The organism is Pseudomonas sp. PMCC200344 (assembly GCF_030053095.1).
In the GTDB taxonomy this organism is placed as follows: domain Bacteria; phylum Pseudomonadota; class Gammaproteobacteria; order Pseudomonadales; family Pseudomonadaceae; genus Aquipseudomonas; species Aquipseudomonas svalbardensis.
In genome coordinates this window covers 2,407,501-2,429,506 of the sequence record NZ_CP125618.1, presented here as the reverse complement: position 1 = coordinate 2,429,506, position 22,006 = coordinate 2,407,501, and the positions used below count along the sequence as shown (strand labels likewise).

The window sequence follows — 22,006 nt, the reverse complement described above, 5'->3', positions numbered from 1 at the left end:
AAACTCCTTTTAGTGGGCATCGCCGGGCAGGACCCGAACGCTGGCAAAAGTCTTGTCATCGAAACTCGCGCCCAGCGACGCCGCGCGTACGTGCAGGTACCAGGCGCCGTGCTGGTCGAGGGTCACCGGGGCTTCATAAACACCGTCGCCCACTTCCAGCGCGGCGACTTGCTGGACCCGGGACGTCGGGGCCCGGAAGTAGCGCACCTGAACGTCCTTGATCCCGCTGCGCTGTGCCTTCTGCTTGCCCTGAACGATGCGAAAACGCACCACGTAAGGACTGCCGAGGGCGGCCGTGGACGTGTCGCGCATGAACTCCACCTTCGGCACACCCGGGTGCCGGGCGAGGGTTTTATCCGGCTCAACCAAAGCCGAGAAGCAATGGATGATGTTCGGCTGGTTCAGCAGGAAGGCCACGTCGAAGCGTCCGGCGGCGGGCAGTTTGATCCGGGCGCTGTACAGCCCTGGCTCGACTTCGCGCAGGCTGCGGTCGATGACCATCGCCGCCCGCGCCACCTGCCCGCGATTGGGGTAGCCGGACATCGGCGCGTTCATGCCTTCGGCGTAGAAGTAGGTGGTGTTGTCCACCGGGTTGACCACAAACACCGCGTTGTCATCCCGCGACACCGCCAGACTCGATGCCAACGGCAAATCACCCGCCAACCGTGGCGCCTGAGGCCCGGCTTCAAAACCCTGGCTGATGGGCGTGCGGCCCTCGCCGAGGGATGACAGGTTGATCATCGTGACCTTGGCCGAGGCCAGTCCGCGAATGTAGGCATAGGCCTTGGTGAACACCACTTGATAGGGTTCGGTGGACACGTTCAGTTCATGGATCAACGAGTCGGTGGCCGCGTCGATCACCGAGGCCTGGTTCTCCAGGGTGTTGAGCACGATGCCGAAACGACCGTCAGCGCTGAAACCCATCGGGCCCAGGCCCTGTTTCATCTTGATCACCCGCCGGACTGCGAGGCTGGCGGTGTCGACCACGGTCACCGTGCCGTCCTTGCCATCGGCGACATACACCGCCTGGGACAGCGACGAGTACGCCACGGACAACGGGTGCGAGCCGGTCTTGAGTTGCTTGCTGATGGTCAGGCTGGCGATGTCGATGAGGCTCACCGTCCCGTCATCGCGGTTGGTGACGAAGGCAAAACGACTGTCCTTGCTGAAGGCGATTTCGTGATGCCCGGCACCGGTGGCCAGGTATTTGAGCGTCTTGAGGCTGCGCGTGTCGATCACCGTCACCCCGGACGCCTCGGCCGATTTCGCGTTGTTGCCGACCCACAGCAGACGCTCATCCGGTTGTAATGCCAGCCGAACCGGATTGCTGCCGGCAGCCACCGAGTCGATCAACTTGAATTGCTCGCTGTCGATCACCGCAATTTCATCGCTGGTCGGCATGGAGACGAACACCCGCTTGTTGTCACGGGGCGTCACCCAATCCATCGGCGGCTGCTTGATGTCGATCCGCGCCATCGTGCTGGTGATCCCGCCGACCGACACCGACGGATCGACCACCGAGACGCTGGCATCGCGGTTCATCACCAGCAGGAAGTAGCTGTTCAGATCGAGCATCGGCCGCGCGCCGATGCTCGATTTCAGAAACACCCCGACCCGGGATTTGCAGCTGTGTTCGCGGCCCTGGGCCTGGTCGGCGGCGACGGTTTCCGGATCGAGCCAGGCACCGGGTGCGACACCCGACAGTGGCTGGCCCGAAGCGCTGTCAGTGACCCGAAAGCGCACGTCGGCGAACTCGCCCTCGCGCAGCACGCCGTCCTGCGCCAGCGGCCGTACCTCGATCGCCACCGACACCCCGTCACGCTCAAGCGTCTGGCCGCCCCAGGTGTTCGGCAGCGCGACCTCGCTCAGCATGGCCGGGGGCGTCGTGCGCCACACTCCCAGCCAGATCAGCGCCAACCCTACAACCAGCGCACATACGGCGATTTTGATGGTCCTGTTCATAATGCTTCTCCCCTTCAGATCTGTGTCTGCTATGGCTCAAGGTGCCGGAGCCGGTTCAGGTTCGTTGGTCACCCGCAACAATCCCCAAAGCCCGGCGGTGTTGCCGTACGCGCCGTAGTCACGGAACAGGTAGTCGCCCGGTATCGCGTTGCTGCCCCCGGCGCTCGGGTGCATGAAGCTGAAGTGCGCCGCAGGCAGGATGCTTTCGCGGGCACCGATGTACATCGACATCGGGTTGTAGCCGAACCGCACCGAACCCACCCCTGGTGTATTCGTCGGATAACCGCCGGTATCGCTCTTCTCCGACTGGAACGGGTTGACCGACCAGACGTGACCGTCAAGCTGGAAGGTCGTACCGCGGCTGCCACCGGTGGGCATCATGATGTGGGTGCGGAACGGTTGCCCCGGCTTCACATACAGCACCGGTGTTTGCGGATCGCCTCCCACCAGCGCGTTGCTGTAAGCCATGTGCGCATTGGGTACGTCACCATAACCATGGCCGTCGGCACGGCCGAACGGCGCATCCGGTGCCAGCCCGAAGCGGAACCACAGCGGCTCGGCCCTGTAGTTGATGGCCATGCTCGAGTTGTCCTGCGGATCGGTCGGCACACCCAGGCCTTCGGCGGCAATGCCTTCGACCGGCCGGCCGTTGGCCCAGCGGATGTTCAGGGCTTTTTGCCAGACCATCGCAAAGTCGCGGTAGGTGGTTTGCCCCGCAGCGGTGACAGTCGCCGTCACTTTGCGCGCATCGTCAACCCAGGTCGCCCCGATCGGCAGGATGCTCATCGCCCCGCCCAGGCCTTTCTGCGGCTGTTTGATGACGTCCGCCGGGGTGAAATTCAACCCGCCGAACTCCACCGCCGTGGCGTTGATGTTGTCGACACTGCGGCCCAGTTGCGTGACCGGTTTGCCTTCACGCTCCAGGTGCCCGGCGTAGTACTGATAGGTACGCGTCGGGTACGCGCCGACGGTGCCAACACGTGGCGGCACGGTCTGGATCGGGTTGGCGCCGACGTTGGTGCCATCGGATTTGGTGATGTCATACGCCAGCAGTTGCGCGTGCAGGCCCACATGGCTGGACGGCCGCATCAGGTTATTGCTGAAGGTGGTCGCCCCCAGGCCGCTGTTGCGATCACGTTTGACCATGCCCTGCATCACCGCTGTCTGGGTCAGGTCCGGCATGATCATGGGCAGACGGTTTTCCAGGGTGATTTTGATGCAATCACCGGCCGCCGCGCGCAGCACCAGCGGTTCGACAGGCACACCGGGTTTGAGCTTGCCGGTGATTGGGTCGAGATCGCCCTTGCGCACATAAAGGATCGCCGTCGGGTCATGCAGCGGCCCGCTTTGCCCGCCGATGGTGAAGGTCTCACCGTCTTCGGGATCAGTCACGGTGACCTGCGCAATGCTCACGGGGCGCGAGTTGAACACCAGGGTCCCGCCCGCCGGATTCAATGACCCGCCGACATGATGACCCATCCCCGCCGGATCACCGATGGACAGGTTCAACGGGTTGCCGAGGATGTCGTTGGCCAGTGCCGCGACCACTTCATAGTTGCGTTGCACGGTCGGTCGGGTACCGATGCCATTGGGGTTGGCGCCGATCCGTGGACAGATGCCATCGAACGCCACAGTGTTGCGCATCCCCATCGGTTTCGCGTTGTTCGGCAGCGCGAACAGGTCGCTGCGTTGGGCCGTGTAGTTGCGCATCACGCCCCAGATCCCGCTCCAGTATCCTTCCAGGGAGGCGTCCATCGAGTACAGGTAGTCACCCGTGGTCGCGGCCGAGCTGGAGACCATCGACACCGGTGCATTGAAGCCCAATTGCTCGGAGATCCCGACCATCTGCGACGAACGCCAGCCCGAGTTGGAGCTGTTGCCGAACCCGGAACCGCTTTGCAGCCATTTCACGCCATGCAGGGTCACGTTGTGCTCTTCTTCGTGACCGCCGGCATGCACCCGCAGCCGCACGTTGTCACCGGTATAGGTACGCAGCATCGGGGTGAACGGGTCACCCGGTTCTGCGCCGCCACGGTTGATGTGCGGCGGGAACAGCGTAGTGCCGCCGGTTGGACCGGTGGCCGCGGTCACCAGGTTCGGCGCCAGGTTCATCGCCGGGATGGCGCGGTCGGTGCGGCTTTGCATGGCGTACGCCAGGTCGCCGCCGAGGCCGTCGGCCTGCATGCCGCGCTTGCCGTCCGGGCCGACCTTGTTCGGGTCGTACACCCGCAGGGCCAGCGGTTCGTTGCGGTAATTGACCACGAACATGCCTGGATCATCGACCGAGATCGCTTGTGGGCATGGCCGGCTTGGGCAACCGGGCACTTGCCCGCCTTGCACTTCGACGATCCCTTCCAGCAGGTTGCTGGCGTTATTGCGCACCGGTGGGTTGATCGCGTAGCGGAAGCTGTCGGCGGTGGCCGGGAAGGCTTGCGGATCGGGCACGCCATTGGGGCCGGCGCCTACATACACACCCGCTTCATAGGCGTGCTGGAAGTCGCTGTACTCAAGGAAGAACTCACGGAAGCTGTCGTTCTTGCCATCACCATCGATGTCACCGGTGGAAATCACCGCTTGCCATGAAGTCGGCCCGCCATCCTGCCGCGCGCCGCTGTACAACGGCTCGCCGGTTTCGGCGTGGAACCAGGTGGAACCAGCCGGTTCCGCCAGCACAGTGGCGTACAGACCGACCTGTTGGTGAGTCGATGGGCCTAAGTGGTCGTGGGTAAAAATGGTCCCCAGCCCACGATCGACACCTTTGGCGTTCACCACCGGATCGACAAACCAGCGCTGCATCGCCGTGCGCGCGCCGACCCAGTCAGCACGGCCAAATTGACCGAAGTACGGGTGATTTTTGGCTTTCGGACAGGCCGGCGTGCCGTCACGCGGGTCGGTGCCTTCGCACTGGTTAAACTCGCGAATCGCGCGGACGCGTTCTTGCACTGCCCCCGGGGAAAGGACGCCGTCTTCATAGTTCCAGCCGTTGGCCGAACCATCGGCGGCCGTCAGGTCCCATTTCGGCAGGTGAATGTGCTGACCGATCACGTCGGTTGGCGTGCGCACCTGATAGTCGTCCATTTCATAGGTGGCTGGCACCAGGTTGGTTTGCTGGTATTGCACGCAGTCGAAGGTGTTCATGCGCATCACCAAAGGCTCTGGCGGACGCTGCTTGGTAATCACCGGCCAGGCGTCTTCCCACAGCGCGAGAATGCGCGCTTGCGGGAAGTGGTAACCAACTTTGTTGTAGACCGCATCGAACTGGATGTTTGCGGCTTTGTAGACGCGTGGACGGTCGGCGGTGAACGTCGACGTACCGGTGAAGGACATGCCGTCGATCCGTTCGCCACTGGCAAACTCGCCGGTGCCGGCGCTGCTGGTCAGGCGTTTTTGCCGATCATCCATGCACGGTTCGTAATACGGTGCGCCCGCTATCGGCAAGGCACCGTTGGTGCGAAAGTTGCGCGCCACGACTTGATTGCCGGGTAGCACGGCGAAGCTCGGATGGTCTTTTTTTGCGTGGAACGCCATGGCCGCCTGTTCGACTTCAGTGCCCTCTTCCGGCATGTAAATGGGTTTGGCGCGGGTCACTTTCTTGGAGAAATCCAGGGACGTGGTAATGGTTTGCGCCTGGCCACCGGAGGAGAAGCCGTCCAGAGTATGGCGCCCCAGACCGCCGTCCCAGCCACCGGACTGAGCCGGGTCGAGGTTGGCCCACAAGGCGTTGCCGCTGGTTTTCAAGGACTGCGCCTTGGCAGCGTCGAGCATGTCCAGCGGTGGGGTCGGTGGGCGCTGACCGACCGAGCTTTCCATGCCGCCGATCCAGAACGGATAGCCAGGGTTTTTCAGGCTGCCGTCGGCATTGCGGTTGGCTTCACTGCGATCCACCAGGGCCAGCGAACCGATGGCTTGAGCGCCGCCGTTACCGCCGTCACGTTCGCCGTCGTCATCCTCTTCGTCATCGTCATCACCACCGGCCACCAGGGTTTCGCCGATTTTCGGCACGACCGCGACTTTGCCCGGCATCGGCGCCATGGCTTTGCCTGGCAGCGGCACGACGGCTGGAATCGGCGTACCGGCGACGATCTCGCCATCGGGCAAGGCCCGGGCGCCAGCAGCCGGTTTACCGCTGCGCAGCGCATAAGGTTCGCTGTGATAACCGTCGGTGCCCTGCTGGGAAACCTCGAGTTTGGTGCCCTCTTCGAATACGTCATGCACCCGCCACATGCTCCACATGCCTTGGGCAAAGTGCGGATAGAAGTGGCAGTGATAGATCGCATCGCCCGCGACCCGGTTGCGGTTGCCCGAACCCCCGTTGGCGATTTCGTAGGTGTAACCGGCGCCCGGACCGATGCCTTGGGCGTCCACATAGTCGGAGTTGTCGTCGTTGGGGTTGAACAACCACTGGTGCCCGTGCAGGTGGAAAATGTGCTGCTCGTGGCCGTTGTGGGTGTTGCGAAATTTGATGAAGTCACCGATGTAGCTGTGGTTGACGTTGGACGGCTCGGACGGATACAGCGCCATGGTCGCCTTGACCCCGATCTGATCGGCGCTCGGCGTTTCACCGGGACGAATATTTTCCAGGCCTGCGTTGGCCGGCACGTCCACCAGCATCGCCACATCGCCGACGGTGTGCGAGCTGAGGAAGAATTCTTCATAGGCGCAGGACAGGCAATCGTGCATCGGCCCGACGCCCAAACGGTTGGCAACCACTTCGGCGCCCATGCCGCCGGAGCCATAGTTGATCATGAACGAGTCGCGCGTCGGCTCCAGCACGTGAGCCATCACCGGGTCTGCCCAGTAAGCGGGGAACGCCTGAGTCGCGGCGGTTTCATCCTGGAACTGCGAGGCGAAATCGCGGAACGGCTCCAGACGATTCGGGATCGCCGGGTTGCGTTTGCCGATGGCTTCCAGCGGATAGGTCGACGGCGGGAAGCTGCCGTCGGCGTTGCTGCCCATCACGATCGCGTCGGCCTCGCTGGAAATGATTTCATTGCCGTCGACCATGTTGATGATCGGCGTGCCGGCCTTGCCTTCACGTATCCACGGTTCACGCTGCGGATAGCGCGCCTGGTAATCGACAATCGGTTGACCGGCCGGGGTGCGGCCGACGCTGGCCAGGCGCATTTCTTCTTCGGTCACGGTGTTGCGATAGGTGCGGCCGCCCTTGGGCACCACGACCACTTGGCCGAACAGTCCGTTGGCCACGTTGCCTGCATCCCCTTCACCGCCGAAGGTCGCGCCGCGGCTGCTGGCGGCAAACGCTCCTTCGCGCTCGGCGTACAAGGTGTAGGAACGGGTGGCGCCGGGGGCAATCAAGGTATTGGCGTTGCGCCCGGTATAGGACGCAATGTCGTCGATGCTGTTGACCGCTTGCATGCCATTGACCTGGAAGCCGACGTGGCGGTCGGCGACCTGTTCATCGACCTTGAATTCGTCTTCGTTGCCGATGGCGACTTCGCCCTCAATCTCACCCTCCTCCCCGTTTTCGTGGCTGCCGGGGTTGGCCTGGTAAGCGAGCAGGTTCTGCAGGTTGATGGTCAGGCAGTCACCGGCAGCGACGCGCAGTACCAGTGGACGCGGACGCTTGTCGGGCCGCAGCGAGACTTTGCCCGGCACCGCTGCACCGCCCTGGGCCAGGGACATCTCGTGGTCATCGACCACATCGCGGCGCAGGGCGAACATCATGCCGTTGACGTTCTGTGCACCGAGGCGGTTGAACATCAGCGGCTGATCCAGCGCCACCACGTTGGCCACCAGATTGCGCTCGCAACGCACGGCCGCTTCGGCCAGCTCGATGCTCAGCATCGACGCCACCAACAGCAGATTAAACAAGGACGGAGCGTAGGGTATGCCGGTCATGATCACGGGCCTCGCTGTGGATGCTCCAGGGAACAATTCTCGACAAATCCCCTTGAGCAATCCGCATGCCATAAATAATTTAGTTATTTTTCAATCGGTTAGATAAACGACTTAACAACTCGGGGGATATTCCCCACCCATCCCCCCCACTTTTCGGGCTGAAGAAACTTCCCTCAAATGCACATCCCGTAGCAGCTGCCGAGCCTGCGAGGCTGCGTTCGGACGCAGCCGTCGTAAAACCTGAACGTGAGGTTTTCCTGAAACACCGCGTTGCCGGATCTCACGACGGCTGCGCCGCCGAACGCAGCCTCGCAAGCTCGACAGCTGCTACAGGACGATTGCGGTCTTCGGTCGGCGGTACGGATCGGGTGCCCCACAAATGGGGGGAAACCCCCGATCACAGCGGCGCATCCACGGCCAGGCCCTGCAAGCGTCGGTATTGGCGCAAGACACTGGGCACGTAACGCTGGGTTTCGGCGAACGGCGGGATCACCCCGCCACGGCTGAGCACCGCTTGCGGCCCGGCGTTGTAGGCCGCCACGGCGAGGCTGATGTCGTTATCGAACAGGGTCATCAGGTGCTTCAGGTACTTGGCGCCACCCTGAATGTTGGCTTTCGGGTCGTAGACATTCTTCACCCCCAACTCCCGGGCGGTGTCAGGCATCAATTGCATCAACCCGCCCGCGCCCTTGGGTGACCGCGCACGGGAGTCATACGCGGACTCGGCCTGGATCACCGCATGCAACAGCGCTGCCGGTAATTCATTGGCCGTGGCGGCCGCCGACACCAGCTCGGCATAGGGCTGCCGAGCAATCATCTGGGGTTGCTGATCCATGCTGACCCGGGCGGATTCTGGTTCGTGAATCACCCGTTCATAGGTGCGGCCGGGACGGTGGACATTGGACAGAACGTAGCTGCCCTTGGCGTCGACGGAAACGAACACATCGGCCTGTACGACGCCGGTCAGCACCAGCAGACCGAGCAGTCCTGTGGTGAGTGTTTTCATTTTTCAGCCTCCCCTGCCGGCCCCGAAAAATGGGGCTAATGCCCCAATGGCCGGTAGTAAACCAGCCATATGCAAGCACTGCGCCGGATGCGAAAAGGCCCGTAATTCAGGGGTTGCAGAAGAATGCCCGGGCATGTGCATGGCAATTGCATAAGCCTTCACGGCGACCCTTCTGCCGACTGTGTGAGGTCATCATGAATCAGCGTTTGCGTTCCGCCCCGCGTACTCAACGCGGGTTCACCCTGCTCGAACTGTTGGTGGTGCTGGTGGTGCTGGGGCTGTTGGCTGGCATCGTCGCGCCGAAGTATTTCGCCCAACTGGGCCGCTCCGAAGTGAAGGTGGCCAAGGCGCAAATAGAAGGTCTGGGCAAAGCACTGGACCTGTACCGTCTGGAGGTCGGTCATTACCCGTCGACCGAACAGGGTTTGCAGGCGCTGGTCACCGCGCCCAGCGATGAAACCCGCTGGACCGGCCCTTACTTGCAGAAAAAACTCCCGCAGGATCCGTGGGGCCGTAACTACACCTATCGCCACCCCGGCGAAAACGGCGAATACGACTTGTTGTCCATGGGCAAGGACGGACAACCCGGCGGCGAAGGCGAAAACGCCGAAGTCACCAGCTGGCAATAACGGGAGTGGCGACTATGCGATTTCATCTCAAAGCCGTTGGCAAGGCCGGCGTCGTCTCGATGACCGTCGAGGCGCTCGGCCACAGCGAAGCCCGGCGTATCGTTGAAGACCAGGGCTACCGGGTGATCAGCCTGTACGCCGAGCGTCACTGGCGTGCGCTGCGCTTACGACAGCGAGAGACCTTCAACCTGGTGCTGTTCAGCCAGGAACTAACCACGTTGCTCAATGCGGGCCTGCCGCTGATCGATGCGCTGGAAAGCCTCGCGGAAAAAGAGAACGCGCCCCAGGCCCGCAAGACCTTGAGCGAACTGGTGCGCCTGCTTTATGAAGGCAAATCGTTCTCCCAGGCACTTGGCCAGTTGTCAGCGGTTTTTCCCCCTCTCTATGTTGCGCTAGTACAGTCCAGCGAGAAGACCGGCGCCGTGGGCGATGCCCTGGGCCGCTATGTCAGCTATCGCCAGCGCATGGACGAGGTTCGGCAAAAAATCGTCAGCGCTTCGATCTACCCCCTGCTGTTGCTGGTGGTGGGCGGTGGCGTGGTGTTGTTTCTGATGGGCTACGTGGTGCCGCGCTTCAGCCTGGTGTTCGAAGGGCTGGGCTCGAACCTGCCGTGGCTGTCGCAGATCCTGATGAGCAGCGGGATGTTCCTGCACGCCCATCAGGGCGAATTCTTCGGCGCATTGCTGGCGATCATCGTCGCCCTCACCTTCCTCCAGCGCCAACCGGCCTTTCGTCGGGGCCTGGACCGCGTGGTTGAAAAACTCCCGGCGGTCCATCAACGCATTTTCATGTACGAACTGGCGCGCTTCTACCGCTCGCTGGGGATTCTGCTGCAAGGCGGCATTCCCCTCGTCACCGCCATGGGCATGGTTCGCGGCCTGCTCACCGTCGCCTCCCGCGCGCGCCTGGACCAGGCCTGCGAACGGGTGCGCGAGGGCCAGTCGCTGTCGACCGCCCTGGAACTCAATCACCTCGTGACTCCAGTGTCCCTGCGCTTGCTGCGCGCCGGCGAGCAGTCCGGCAACCTCGGGCAAATGATGGAGCGCAGCGCCGACTTCTACGACGAAGAAATCAGCCGCTGGATCGAATGGTTCGTGCGGCTGTTCGAACCCTTGCTCATGACCTTCATCGGCCTGCTGATCGGGGTGATCGTGATCCTGATGTACATCCCGATTTTCGAGCTGGCCTCGAGTATTCACTGAGCCCTGGAACAGGGTCGAACGGCACGTTGCATTGTTTATCGACTTACAAATGAATAAATCGGTGCGTTGAAGTGTTTATCAACTGAATCAAGCAGCACGTTGCATTGTTCATCAACGTTCCAACCCGAATTAAGAAGACGGAGAACGACATGCACATCAACAAGCTTTTACTGGCAGTAGCGATTGGCGCAGTTCTGTCGGCGTCTACCGTATTGATTCCGGACAGCCTGTCCGGTGTATCGAGCGCACAGGCCAAGGAGGGTGGAAGTGGCGGAGGGGGCGGCTCTGGTGGCGGGGGCGGTGGAGGCTCTGGCGGTGGGGGTGGCGGCTCCGGGGGTGGCGGGGGCTCTGGCGGTGGTCACGGTGGAAGCGGCAGCGGAGGCAATAGCGGCGGTCACGGGGGAAGCGGTAGTGGCGGCAATAGCGGCAGCGGTCACAGTGGCAGCGACCATGGCTCGGGCCATTCCGGCAACTCGGCCTCGTCCTCTTCCGGGCGTAGCGGCACTCACGCCGAACCTGGGGATGATCACGGCGTTCATCGCTCCGGTGAAGTCGGTGATGACCACGGTGTGCATCGCTCGGGTGAAGTCGGCGATGACCACGGTGTGCATGTCGGCGGTGAGCCAGGCGATGACAAAAGGTCCTGACAACTGCTGATGCCCAAACAACACAGCTCCCTGTAGGAGCCGCCCGGAGCAAGCTCGGCTCCCACAGTGGATCGTGTTAACCGCCGATAACGTCAGCGGCTCGGGCCGGAATGGGACAGCCAAGGCGCGAACAATCGCGTCGCCATCGGCATGAACAAGTACACCACCGACAGCACGATGGTCAGGGTGATCAGGAAGGTGGCAATGATGTAATTGGAGAGGAAAGTGTTGAGCTGCAACAACGGTCCCCAGATCAGCGGCACCAGCAAAGTGTGCGGCGGAATCACCAACAACGTCACCACAGCCTGCTTCCAGCGCGGCGGTGGCGATCCCGCTTCGGTCTGCGGGGCGAACCAGAATTCATTAACCGGGTTGACCTCAGTCTGATCACCGTCCGCCAGCATCGGCGTGGCTTCGTCGACCAGTGCTTGCCGTTGCGGCGAATCGAGCCAGCGCTGCATCGCCTCGGTGGAGCAAAAACGCAGCACGCAGGTGAACATATCCAGGCCGCTGCTCTTGCCGTGAATCACGTCCACGCCCAGATGCCCTTCGCTCTGCCCCGCCACACCCACGATGTGTCGAAGCCAGGCTTCGTAAGGCACTTCAAATCCGGCCTTGACCCGGTGTTTGACGATCAGGGTCACGACTTCCTCTAAACGATTGGATTCAGGCATCACGCAAGGCTCCGGTGAAACGGACATCAAGCGCCGGCCGTTTCGGACCGGCGATGAAGAGGCTGCTGAACAGAATCAACAGCAGCAAGCCGAACAGCCCTTTGGCCACGCTGACGTTAAGCAGCTTCCCCTGACCATCAGCTTTCTTCCAGGCAAAAAAAAACGGCTTCATAAGAGACCGTTCTTCTTTCCCACGACGGTATAGATACGCGCCGGAAAACTCACCGCCGTCGCCAGATTCGCCACCCCGTCCATATTCACCCGAAAGAGGATGGACAATTTACTGCCATCCCCGAGTTCCTTCAGGTAATCGTAAAGAACATGGGCGTCGAAGCTGCCAGTCGAGACCCATCCTCGAGTGACCGCGTTGCGCCCCCCCGTCCAGATCGTAAGATTATGAGCGTTCCCCCCTGCATTTTGGCCTTCCAGGTTCAGCCATATCCGCTGGGCGACGGCAATATGCGGCCAGCTGCCAAGTCGAAGGGTCCCACCATTGAACACGTCTTTGAGGTCCAGCACCGACGTACCGTTCGCCTGGGTAATCACCGGCGCAATTAACTCATCTGCCGGGATTGTCAGCACATTCAGGAGACGCGGTAGTGAGGTCTGCGGAGTCGATGCCCCACGGGTGTAGGTGAAAGACACTGTCACCGGTTTTTTCAGATTGAAACGCACCAGTGAAATGGGCAGCGGTATTTCCCTCGGCCTTGTGCTACCGGCCGCGACGGGGGGCGTGGTTCGCGACCCCCCATCCGGAGTGCCCGGCGCGCCTGTCCAGGTCACGCTGATGCTGTCCTCGGGTTCCATGGCGTAATCCACGACGGCGGTCAGGCGATCCCTGGCCGCAATCGGGTTCAGGTTGGTGTTGTCGGGAGCCTCTTTGATGGACGGCGGCTGCAGCAATAGCGACGCTATGTTGATCGTCCATTTGTTGGACACTTCACCACTGCCATACAAGGCTTTGGCCGTGAACATGTGGCTTCCATTGGCCAGCCCCGTCACCGGGAGTTCCCAGCGATCACCGGAATCGGCCCTGACCATGCCTCGGGAAATTTCCCCGTCAAAGACTTCCACTTCTTCACCCGCCATCACGGTGCCGGTTACCGTCACATTGGTTTGATCGGTATTACCCCCATTGGGAATCTCCTGATCGCTTGAGTCTTTCACCGACTCAATCACCGGCGTTGTCTCGGCACGCGTTCTGATGATGTAGGTCCGCAACGCAAACCTCACCGCCCGAGCCTCATCCAGATTTCTGTCCAGTGCCGCTTTAAACTCCAGGGCCAGCGTGCTGCCATCCTTGAGCCTCTTCAACGGGTTGGCCGAAAAGTTTTGCGCATGGAAGCCGTAGATGATCCATGGCTGACTGACGTTGTTGGTGGGCGCCTTCCAGTACGTAAGGTTTAAAAAGCTACCGTCGGCGTTGGTCCCTTTCAGGCGCAACCATACGTACTGACCGAAAGCGATCAGTGGCCATCCATTCATGCGCAGGGTGAATTCAGTCAGGTTACTCACGTCCAGCACCTGACCTGTGCCATTGCCGGGCGCTTGTGCAATAAACGGCCTGGGCAGCGCGCCTTGCGCAAGCGGCAACACATTCAACGTCAGCGGTAGCGAGGGCATAGGCGCCGAGGACCCACGGATGACGGTGTAGGTCAGCGTCATGGTTTTGTCCAGGTTGAAGGCCACCATCGAATTGGGCAGCGGTATTTCTCTGGGACCGGTACTGCCAGCCTCGACGAAACCCGTGGTGTAGGAACCCTCGGCCGGGGTGCCCGCCGCGCCTGTCCAGGTCACGCTGATTCTGTCATCGGGTTCCATGACGTAATCCACGATGACTGTAAGGGTGTCTTTGACCGCAATCGGGTTCAGGTTGGTGTTGTCGGGATTTTCCTTGATGGACGGTGGCAGCAGGTCGATGACACTTTCTACGGCAGACGGGATGTTCATCATTCTTTCCTTGAGCGTGATTGAACTTGCCCCCTTGGGACGCAGGCTCATCACACTCCGGATTCGCAACATGCGCTACTGTCAGAAATAACAGGTCAACGGCTATAACGGACGAATGGTAGGAAGTTACAGGTAATGATCGAGGGCGCGGTCGGCGGCTTCGTGGAGTTTTTTGGAGTCGAGGGAATGTCGTCGGTTTCTGATGGGTCGGGGGTGATCTTGAACCTATGAAGCTCCTAAAGTTGTGAAGCCGCGACACATCGCTGCTAAACGAAAGTGACGCGGGCTTCTCAGGAGTCTTGAGCGCTATCGGTAACCGCGGGCCTGCAAATCAAACAACTTTGCATAGCGCCCGCCCGCGGCCACCAGACTGTCGTGATCACCCCGTTCAAGGATCGCGCCCTGGTCCAGCACGATGATGTGGTCCGCATTGCGCACGCTGGAAAACCGGTGAGAGATCAGCAACGTCATCCGGCCTTCAGTGTGCTCACTGAAGTGCTCGAACACCGCAGCTTCCGCCGCAGGGTCGAGTGCCGAGGTCGGCTCATCCAGAATCAGAATATCGGCGTTGCGCCGCATGTAGGCGCGCGACAACGCGATCTTCTGCCATTGCCCGCCGGACAGTTCCTGCCCCCCGGCGAACCACCGTCCCAATTGCGTGGCATACCCTCGATCCAGCCCCTCGATAAAGGGGGCGGCCATGCCCTCGGCGGCAGCCTCCTGCCAGCGCTGTTCATCGTTGAACGCCAGCGTGTCACCGACGCCGATGTTCTCGCCGACGGAGAATTGGTAGCGGATGTAATCCTGAAAAATCACCCCGATGCGCCGCCGCAGCGCGTCTTCTTCCCACGCGTGCAGATCACTGCCGTCCAGCAGGATACGGCCCTGATCAGGACGGTACAGCCGCGTCAGTAATTTGATCAGCGTGGTCTTGCCCGAACCGTTCTCCCCCACCAGCGCCACACTGTGGCCGGGCACAAGGTGAAGATCGATGCCTTCCAGCGCGGCGCGACTGGCGCCCGGATAGCGGAAACCGACGTTCTCGAAACGCAGGCCATCGCCGGGGACCGCACCCACGGTAAGGCTGCCGGTATCGGCGACAACAGGCTCGGCCAGGTATTCATAAAGGCTGGAGAGGTACAGGCCATCTTCGTAGAGACCGCTGATGGCACTCAGGCTGCTGCTCACCGCCGTCTGCCCTTGCTTGAACAACACCAGGTACATGGTCATCTGACCGAGGCTGATGTTGCCGTGGACGGTATCGACCACCACCCAGGCATAGGCCAGATAAAACGCGCCGGTGCCCAGTAGACCGAGGACAAATCCCCAGCCATCTCGACGTAGCGTCAGGCGCCGGTCTTCGGCATAGAGCCGCGCGAACGTCTCGCGATAACGCTTCAACAGCAGCGGCGCGAAACCGAACAGTTTGACCTCTTTGATGTAGCCCTCGTGAGAGAGGAGCGTTTCGATGTAACTCTGTTGCCGACTCTCCGGCGCGCGGCGAGTGAACAGTCTGAAAGCATCACCGGAAAAATGCGCTTCGGCGAAGAATACCGGTAGTGCACCGACCACCAGCAGCACCAGCGCCCAAGGCGAAAAATGCACCAGCAACACACCGAAGCTGATCAACACGATCAGGTTCTGGATCAACCCCAACGACTTCATCACCAGCGCCAACGGCCGGGTCGAAGCCTCGCGGCGCACCCGAACCAGTTTGTCGTAGAACTCCGAATTCTCGAACTGCACCAGCGATAACGTCTGGGCCTTCTCCAGAATCATCGTATTGACCTTCTGCCCCAACTGCACCCGCAGCAGCGATTGCTGGACCGACAGCGCCCGCTGAGCTCCGGACAGCAATGCGAGCACGCCCGCTTCAAACAGCACATAACGCACGACCGGCCACAACGGCGCACTGCCCTGTTGCGCGTGCAACTGCATGGCGGTGACGACCGCATCGACGATGCGTTGGCCTAACCACGCCGCCAGTGCTGGAAGTACGCCGGCGATCAGGGTAGCCAGCACCAATCCCAGAAACAGTCCGCGAGACGTTGCCCAGACCAGCAGCAAGGCGCGTCTCGCCTGGTCGAGTAACGAGGTGAAACGATCAAGAACAGGGTTCACTCCGTGAGCTCCCCCTGATACCTCGCCCGATATCGCCCCGGACTTTCTCCCGTCCACTTTTTGAAAGCCCGATGGAACGCACTCGGCTCCTGAAAGCCAAGCTGCTCGGCAATGTCACTGATGCTCGCTCGGCTCTGGCGCAGCTGTTCGAAGGCAACACCACGCCGCACCTCGTCCTTGATCTCCTGATACGAACACCCTTCACGCTCCAGCTTTCGGCGGAAAGTGCTGGGGCTCAGGTGCTGTTCCAGGGCGAAGGCCTGCAAGGTGGGCCATTGGCTGTAATGGCTGTTACGCAGGCGCTGGTGGACCTGCGACGCCAGGCCGTGTTGATTGCGAAAACGGATCACCAGCCATTGCGGTGCGGTGCGCAAAAACACTTTCAGTGATGCCAGATCCTGAACCACCGGCAGACGCAGATAGTGGCTGGCGAATTCGATTTCGGTGCGCTCCGCGCCAAAGGTCAGGTTCGGTCCCCAGAGCAAACGGTCATCGCTGAGCGACACACGTTCGTGGCGAAAATCTGCGCGGTCGATAGGGATGCGCCGCCCACCCAGCCAGCAGAGCAGACTGATCATCAACACCAGAAACGTCTCCTCGCCCAAACGACTGACGTCGCTGTTTGGCGAGTGGTTCTGCAGGCTGATCACCGCACGTTTTCCGCGCACCGTCAGCGTGCCGCGAAAGTCGTGGAGGAATAGCGCGAAATTGGCCAGGCACTGGCGCATGGCTTTGTGCAGGTCAGGTTCCTGAATCAATGCCCGGCAGATCAGGGCGAAACCGCCCGGCGGCATGCCATGAGAATCGAGTCCGAAGAACTCATCGTTGAGCTCGCGGATCTGAATCAACCACAACGCGGCAAACGCACTCGCCGGTACACGCGCAGTAGGCTGCTCAATCAACGCAGGATCGATGCCGGCCTCTTCAAGCGCAGCCCTCTGACGTTGCGGATTGTTTCCCAGCCCATGGATCATTGCCTGCACGAAGTAGGCAGAAACCGAGTCCTTTTCCCGCATGTGAACGCTTCTCTCCCCATCACCCGAATGGCAAAAAACACCAGTGCCGTTGAACAGTTTCGGCATAGGACAACCGCCCTGCCGGCTCTAGACTCGCGGCCAATAGTACGCCTTCGGCCACTACGGCGGCCAAGGTATCGCGGGATTTGATCGGAAGGACAGAACATGAATCTGCAAAACATTGGCGTGATCGGCGCAGGCACCATGGGCAATGGCATTGCGCAAGTCTGCGCCTTGGCCGGTTTTAACGTGACCTTGCTCGACATCTCCGAGAGCGCTCTGCAAAAGGCCCTCGCAACCGTCAGTAAAAACCTCGATCGACAGGTTGCCAAGGAAACGCTGACGCAAGAGCAAAAGCTCGCCGCCCTCGACAAGATCCGCACCAGCACCGACTACAGCAACCTGCAGAACGTGCAACTGGTGATCGAAGCCGCGACCGAAAACCTCGAGCTGAAACTGCGCGTGCTGCAACAGATCGCCGCGCAGGTCAGCGACGATTGCGTGATTGCCTCCAACACGTCTTCGCTGTCCATCACCCAACTCGCTGCCAGCGTGAGCCAGCCTGAGCGCTTCATCGGCCTGCACTTCTTCAACCCGGTGCCGGTGATGGGCCTGATCGAGGTGATTCGCGGTTTGCAAACCAGCGACGCCACCCACGCCCTGGCGCTGGACATGGCGACCACTCTCGGCAAAACCGCGATCACCGCCGGCAACCGTCCGGGCTTCGTGGTCAACCGGATTCTAGTGCCGATGATCAACGAAGCGATCCTGGTGTTTCAGGAAGGCCTGGCCAGCGCCGAAGACATCGACGCCGGCATGCGCCTGGGCTGCAATCAGCCGATCGGGCCGCTGGCGTTGGCGGACCTGATCGGTTTGGACACCGTGCTGGCCATTCTCGAAGCCTTCTACGACGGCTTCAACGACAGCAAATACCGCCCTGCTCCACTGCTCAAGGAAATGGTCGCCGCCGGTTACCTGGGGCGCAAAACGGGGCGTGGCTTCCATGCCTATGCCTGAGCGCTGCTCGCGCTTTGCCGAGTACCGGGACAAGGTGCTGGAGCTGTTCGCCTGCAAAGGTTTCGGACAGGTCGGCATGCGTGAGCTCGCGACCTGTCTGGGCCTCGCCCCCGGCTCGTTGTATCACCATTACCCCAGCAAACAGCACTTGCTGCTCGACCTGATCGAAGAGTTCTACGAAGAGCTGTTGGCAACCTTGGGGCGGATCGAGCAAAAGGCGTCGGCAAAACGTGACAAACTCCATGCCCTTATCCGAGCGCATTTGAACCTGCATCAGGAAATGCCTTGGCATTTCCGTCTGGCAGAGCGTGACAGCGGCTGCCTGAATGAAGAGCAACAGGAACGGGTTAGGCAGCTGCGCGAGCAATACGAGCGCAAATTGCTGCTGATGCTCGGGGCTCGATCCCGCTTCAGTGAACAGGGTTTGCTGGCCGCCGGACATGCAATCGCAAACTTACTCAACAGCGCACCCGGCTGGTTGGTGCAACATTCGCTGGATGAGCGGGAGCGCGTTGAGCTGTTGGAGAGTCTGGTGAGTGGAGCCATCGAACGTTTGCTGCGCCCCTCGGTTCCACGCGCAGCAGCTTGAGGACCCAGGACGATATCCCCGTGACCGTGGATCGACACCTAGGCGCCGGAAGCCATAAGCCGCGCCGCTTCAATAGAAAAAACATCTAAACAATTCCCGCCAATCACGACATCTAACGCTTTGCTAAAGGGAGCCCAATCACTGCGGAGCCTGAGGTGAATTCGGCCTCTCTTCGCCTCTTCGTAACCGGGAGCAAAGCATGAAAATCAATCCCTACCTGATCTTCAACGGCGATTGCAAAGCCGCCTTCACCTTCTATGCCCAAAGCCTGCCAGGCCAGATCGAAGTCATGATGACCTTCGGCGAAAGCCCCGCGCGCGAGCACTTTCCGGCGGACTACCACAACCTGATCATCCACACCCGCCTGCTGGTGGGCGATCAGGCGATCATGGGCTCGGACACAACACCTGATCGCCCTACTGACGAAATGAGCGGCTGTTCGGTTTCACTGAATGTCGACAGCATTGCGGAGGCTGAACGGGTGTTTTCTGCGTTGTCGGACGGCGGCAAGGTTGAAATGCCACTGGAAACCACGTTCTGGGCGGCTCGCTTCGGCATGTTGGTTGATCGGTTTGGTGTTTCGTGGATGGTGAATTGCGAAAAGGATCAATGAAACTCAACTTTCTCAAGGCATCAGGTTGCGTGCCCTCGTCGAGGGCTGCTTCCATTGGCGCCAGATGACGCAGCGAAGTTTATGCCGCACCCACCCGTCCAGTTCCTCAATCGGTCGCTTGCTCTGACTGAGTTTGAAGTAGCCAGCCCAGCCGCGCAGTACAGGGTTAATCCGCTCGATGACGTTCGCCATCTTGTGGCCCCCTGCTCCGTGCAGCAGGTCTCTGAGTCGGTCGCGTAAGCGACCCAGACTCATTGTCGCTACTCTCAGCCTTGGCTGTTGATGCCAGCTCATCCCATAACCCAGATAGTCGCAGACCCAAGGCCGTGCCACATGGGCCATCAATACATCGTGTGTTGACCCGATCGAAGAACTTCTCCAGATCGAGTTCCACGCACCAGCAGTGACCCGCCACCACATGGGCGCGGGGTTTCTCGATGGCTTGGTGGGCGCTTATGCCCGGTCGGAAGCCGTAGCTATTGTCCGAGAATAGCGGGTCGAAGATCGGCGTGAGCTGTTGCAGCAATGCCTGTTGGATCAGGCGATCCACGACGCTGGGGATACCCAGCTGTCTTGTGCCGCCTTTGGGTTTGGGGATTTCGACGGCGCGTACACCTTGCGGGTGATACTCGCCGGCCAGCAACCTGGCCTTGAGGGTTGGCCAATACTGTTCCACGTAGCCCGCCAACTCGTCGACCGTCATGCCATCGGCCCCCGGCGCACCCTTGTTGCTGACCACGCGCTGATACGCACGCTTGAGGTTGGCCGGTGCAAGCACCCGCGCCATCAGCGTGCCCGGCTCCGCGTTCGTCCACGCCACAGACGTCGCCGATGCCTGCGCACTGCCAGCCGTCATCCGCGAATTCTGTCCGGAACTAGGGGTCACAGTTCTCCCTCGGAGAAATTTCTGCTTTTCGACATTCGACGAGACTCTGACGCCTACTGGCGGCATAACCTGTTCGGCCCTTGGTGGCAGGGTTATTTGCCACTTACTACGGCCTCGGCTGACTTCTGCACGCTCATCCCGTCGCCTCTCGACGCTCGGTAGCACAGTGGCAAACGTGCAGATCTCCCAGGGTAATTCGCGCGACCTTCCTGCTTATGCCTGTCGGATATACGTCGTAGCGTTCCGTGCAAGTATTGGGCTTTGACGATTATGGCCGTCTTACCCCCGCTACGCCGCCTCATCCGCTTCCTGTTCGTCAGGCCAGCATTTTGCCTCGCGACACCCTTGCCTTTGGCTAACACTTCCCCTTGCCGGGTGTGTAGAGGACTTGCACCTCCAAGTCACCAGCGTGGCCACCCAGCCAAGCTGGTTGCGCTTGCGCGCAACGCGCCATGCCTGGCGCACCATGAAAAAGCCCAACCTGAAAAGGTTGGGCTTCTGGCAACTGCCGAACGGTCTGACCGTCAACACACTATCTCGTACAGCAGCAGATTGTTCGGAGGAACCCCACTATGCCTGCCCATGACGTGCCTTGGTCCACTCGTTTCAAACTGTCACTGCTGGCTGCAGGGCTCACCGCCACTCTGCTGGCGCTGAGTGGGTGCGCACCGTCGACGCCCAGACCACCGCCTATGTGGGCGTGGAGCATCCTGCACCGAGCCTCTTAGCCCTCACGTCCGATTGGGTGAGGTGGTCATCGACGCGAGCGTCGAGCCTGCTGCTCCCATCACTCAGGTAGAAGAAAAACTACGCGAAGAGTCCGCCAAGCTCGGCGGCGATGCCGTGGTGGTGGTCTACGACCATATCCAACCGGTGGGCGCCTATGTCACCGGTCCACTGTTGGCTCGCGACGTAAAAACCATCGAAGGTCGGAAACTCAAAGGGATTGTGATCAAGTACCGGTAATGTCCGTTCGCACTTTCCTGCAGACAAAACAAAACCCCTACCTGCATACGCAGATAGGGGTTTCGGAATTCAATCTTGACGATGACCTACTCTCACATGGGGAAACCCCACACTACCATCGGCGATGCATCGTTTCACTGCTGAGTTCGGGATGGGATCAGGTGGTTCCAATGCTCTATGGTCGTCAAGAAATTCAGTAGCCAGGTCGTTCTCCTTGCGGATCACGCTCCAGCGAATGGGCAGGTGATAGATTTGTGTGTTGCGTTGCAAATTTTCGACTTGTGTCGTCTTCACACACCGCAATCTGGTGCCTCTTCAGGTCAGCAAATTGCTTGGGTGTTATATGGTCAAGCCTCACGGGCAATTAGTATTGGTTAGCTCAACGCCTCACAGCGCTTACACACCCAACCTATCAACGTCGTAGTCTTCGACGGCCCTTCAGGGGACTCAAGGTCCCAGTGAGATCTCATCTTGAGGCTAGTTTCCCGCTTAGATGCTTTCAGCGGTTATCTATTCCGAACATAGCTACCCGGCAATGCCACTGGCGTGACAACCGGAACACCAGAGGTTCGTCCACTCCGGTCCTCTCGTACTAGGAGCAGCCCCTCTCAAATCTCAAACGTCCACGGCAGATAGGGACCGAACTGTCTCACGACGTTCTAAACCCAGCTCGCGTACCACTTTAAATGGCGAACAGCCATACCCTTGGGACCGGCTTCAGCCCCAGGATGTGATGAGCCGACATCGAGGTGCCAAACACCGCCGTCGATATGAACTCTTGGGCGGTATCAGCCTGTTATCCCCGGAGTACCTTTTATCCGTTGAGCGATGGCCCTTCCATACAGAACCACCGGATCACTAAGACCTAC

13 protein-coding genes, 2 rRNA genes and 3 pseudogenes (1 of these 18 cut by a window edge) are annotated in these 22,006 nt (G+C 60.6%); 7 read left to right on the top strand and 11 right to left on the bottom strand.

Annotation, left to right across the window (positions count from 1 at the left end; genetic code table 11):
- Window positions 1-9 precede the first annotated feature (9 nt).
- The 3 genes from QFW87_RS10975 to QFW87_RS10965 form a co-directional block, all read right to left on the bottom strand.
- Window positions 10-1,962, bottom strand: a complete 1,953-nt coding sequence (locus QFW87_RS10975) for a cytochrome D1 domain-containing protein (RefSeq protein ID WP_283190482.1) — start codon at window positions 1,960-1,962, stop codon at window positions 10-12.
- Between the two features lie 36 nt (window positions 1,963-1,998).
- On the bottom strand, window positions 1,999-7,821 hold the full coding sequence (gene mnxG / locus QFW87_RS10970) for a manganese-oxidizing multicopper oxidase MnxG (protein WP_283190481.1): 5,823 nt from the start codon (window positions 7,819-7,821) through the stop codon (window positions 1,999-2,001).
- 397 nt (window positions 7,822-8,218) lie between these two features.
- The gene (locus tag QFW87_RS10965) at window positions 8,219-8,827 is read right to left on the bottom strand and encodes a lytic transglycosylase domain-containing protein (protein ID WP_283190480.1); all 609 of its coding nucleotides are present in this window, start codon (window positions 8,825-8,827) and stop codon (window positions 8,219-8,221) included.
- Window positions 8,828-9,021: 194 nt separating this feature from the next.
- Here QFW87_RS10965 and gspG point away from each other — a divergent pair, with 194 nt between their 5' ends.
- From gspG to QFW87_RS10950, 3 genes are all read left to right on the top strand, one after another.
- Entirely contained in the window at window positions 9,022-9,456 is a 435-nt protein-coding gene (gene gspG / locus QFW87_RS10960) for a type II secretion system major pseudopilin GspG (protein WP_283190479.1), read from the top strand.
- A gap of 14 nt (window positions 9,457-9,470) precedes the next feature.
- The gene (locus QFW87_RS10955) at window positions 9,471-10,658 is read left to right on the top strand and encodes a type II secretion system F family protein (protein ID WP_283183897.1); all 1,188 of its coding nucleotides are present in this window, start codon (window positions 9,471-9,473) and stop codon (window positions 10,656-10,658) included.
- A gap of 149 nt (window positions 10,659-10,807) precedes the next feature.
- A complete protein-coding gene (locus QFW87_RS10950; RefSeq protein WP_283190478.1) occupies window positions 10,808-11,305 on the top strand; it encodes a hypothetical protein in 498 nt (165 codons plus the stop codon).
- A 92-nt stretch (window positions 11,306-11,397) separates the two neighbouring features.
- Here QFW87_RS10950 and QFW87_RS10945 read toward each other — a convergent pair whose 3' ends face one another.
- From QFW87_RS10945 to QFW87_RS10925, 5 genes and pseudogenes are all read right to left on the bottom strand, one after another.
- Entirely contained in the window at window positions 11,398-11,979 is a 582-nt protein-coding gene (locus QFW87_RS10945; protein ID WP_283190477.1) for an antibiotic biosynthesis monooxygenase, read from the bottom strand.
- Window positions 11,972-12,091, bottom strand: a pseudogene (locus tag QFW87_RS10940) (LysR family transcriptional regulator); the annotation flags it as partial. The gene QFW87_RS10945 and the pseudogene QFW87_RS10940, both read right to left, overlap by 8 nt.
- 56 nt (window positions 12,092-12,147) lie before the next feature.
- Complete coding sequence (locus QFW87_RS10935) at window positions 12,148-13,980, bottom strand: hypothetical protein (RefSeq protein WP_283190476.1); 1,833 nt, start codon at window positions 13,978-13,980, stop codon at window positions 12,148-12,150.
- A gap of 255 nt (window positions 13,981-14,235) precedes the next feature.
- A complete protein-coding gene (locus QFW87_RS10930) occupies window positions 14,236-16,050 on the bottom strand; it encodes an ABC transporter ATP-binding protein (protein ID WP_283190475.1) in 1,815 nt (604 codons plus the stop codon).
- Complete coding sequence (locus QFW87_RS10925; protein WP_283190474.1) at window positions 16,047-17,066, bottom strand: AraC family transcriptional regulator; 1,020 nt, start codon at window positions 17,064-17,066, stop codon at window positions 16,047-16,049. Before QFW87_RS10925 ends, QFW87_RS10930 begins: the two co-directional genes overlap by 4 nt.
- Window positions 17,067-17,231: 165 nt before the next feature.
- Between QFW87_RS10925 and QFW87_RS10920 the strand changes: the two genes are divergently transcribed.
- The 3 genes from QFW87_RS10920 (at window position 17,232) to QFW87_RS10910 (ending at window position 19,285) form a co-directional block, all read left to right on the top strand.
- Window positions 17,232-18,083: a 3-hydroxybutyryl-CoA dehydrogenase gene (locus QFW87_RS10920; protein WP_283183892.1), complete on the top strand. Its 852-nt coding sequence runs from the start codon at window positions 17,232-17,234 to the stop codon at window positions 18,081-18,083.
- The gene (locus QFW87_RS10915; RefSeq protein WP_283183891.1) at window positions 18,070-18,672 is read left to right on the top strand and encodes a TetR/AcrR family transcriptional regulator; all 603 of its coding nucleotides are present in this window, start codon (window positions 18,070-18,072) and stop codon (window positions 18,670-18,672) included. Before QFW87_RS10920 ends, QFW87_RS10915 begins: the two co-directional genes overlap by 14 nt.
- A gap of 199 nt (window positions 18,673-18,871) precedes the next feature.
- On the top strand, window positions 18,872-19,285 hold the full coding sequence (locus tag QFW87_RS10910; RefSeq protein ID WP_123367371.1) for a VOC family protein: 414 nt from the start codon (window positions 18,872-18,874) through the stop codon (window positions 19,283-19,285).
- Between the two features lie 18 nt (window positions 19,286-19,303).
- On the opposite strand, the pseudogene QFW87_RS10905 reads toward QFW87_RS10910, so the two are convergent.
- Window positions 19,304-20,237: pseudogene (locus tag QFW87_RS10905) on the bottom strand (group II intron maturase-specific domain-containing protein); the annotation flags it as partial.
- 506 nt (window positions 20,238-20,743) lie between these two features.
- On the opposite strand from QFW87_RS10905, the pseudogene QFW87_RS10900 reads away from it, so the two are divergent.
- Window positions 20,744-21,137, top strand: a pseudogene (locus QFW87_RS10900) (hypothetical protein).
- A gap of 73 nt (window positions 21,138-21,210) precedes the next feature.
- Here the strand turns inward: QFW87_RS10900 and rrf are convergent.
- Both rrf and QFW87_RS10890 read right to left on the bottom strand, forming a co-directional pair.
- Window positions 21,211-21,326: ribosomal RNA gene (rrf, locus tag QFW87_RS10895) — 5S ribosomal RNA — on the bottom strand.
- A 154-nt stretch (window positions 21,327-21,480) separates the two neighbouring features.
- A 23S ribosomal RNA gene (locus QFW87_RS10890) occupies window positions 21,481-22,006 on the bottom strand (it continues 2,366 nt past the right edge of the window).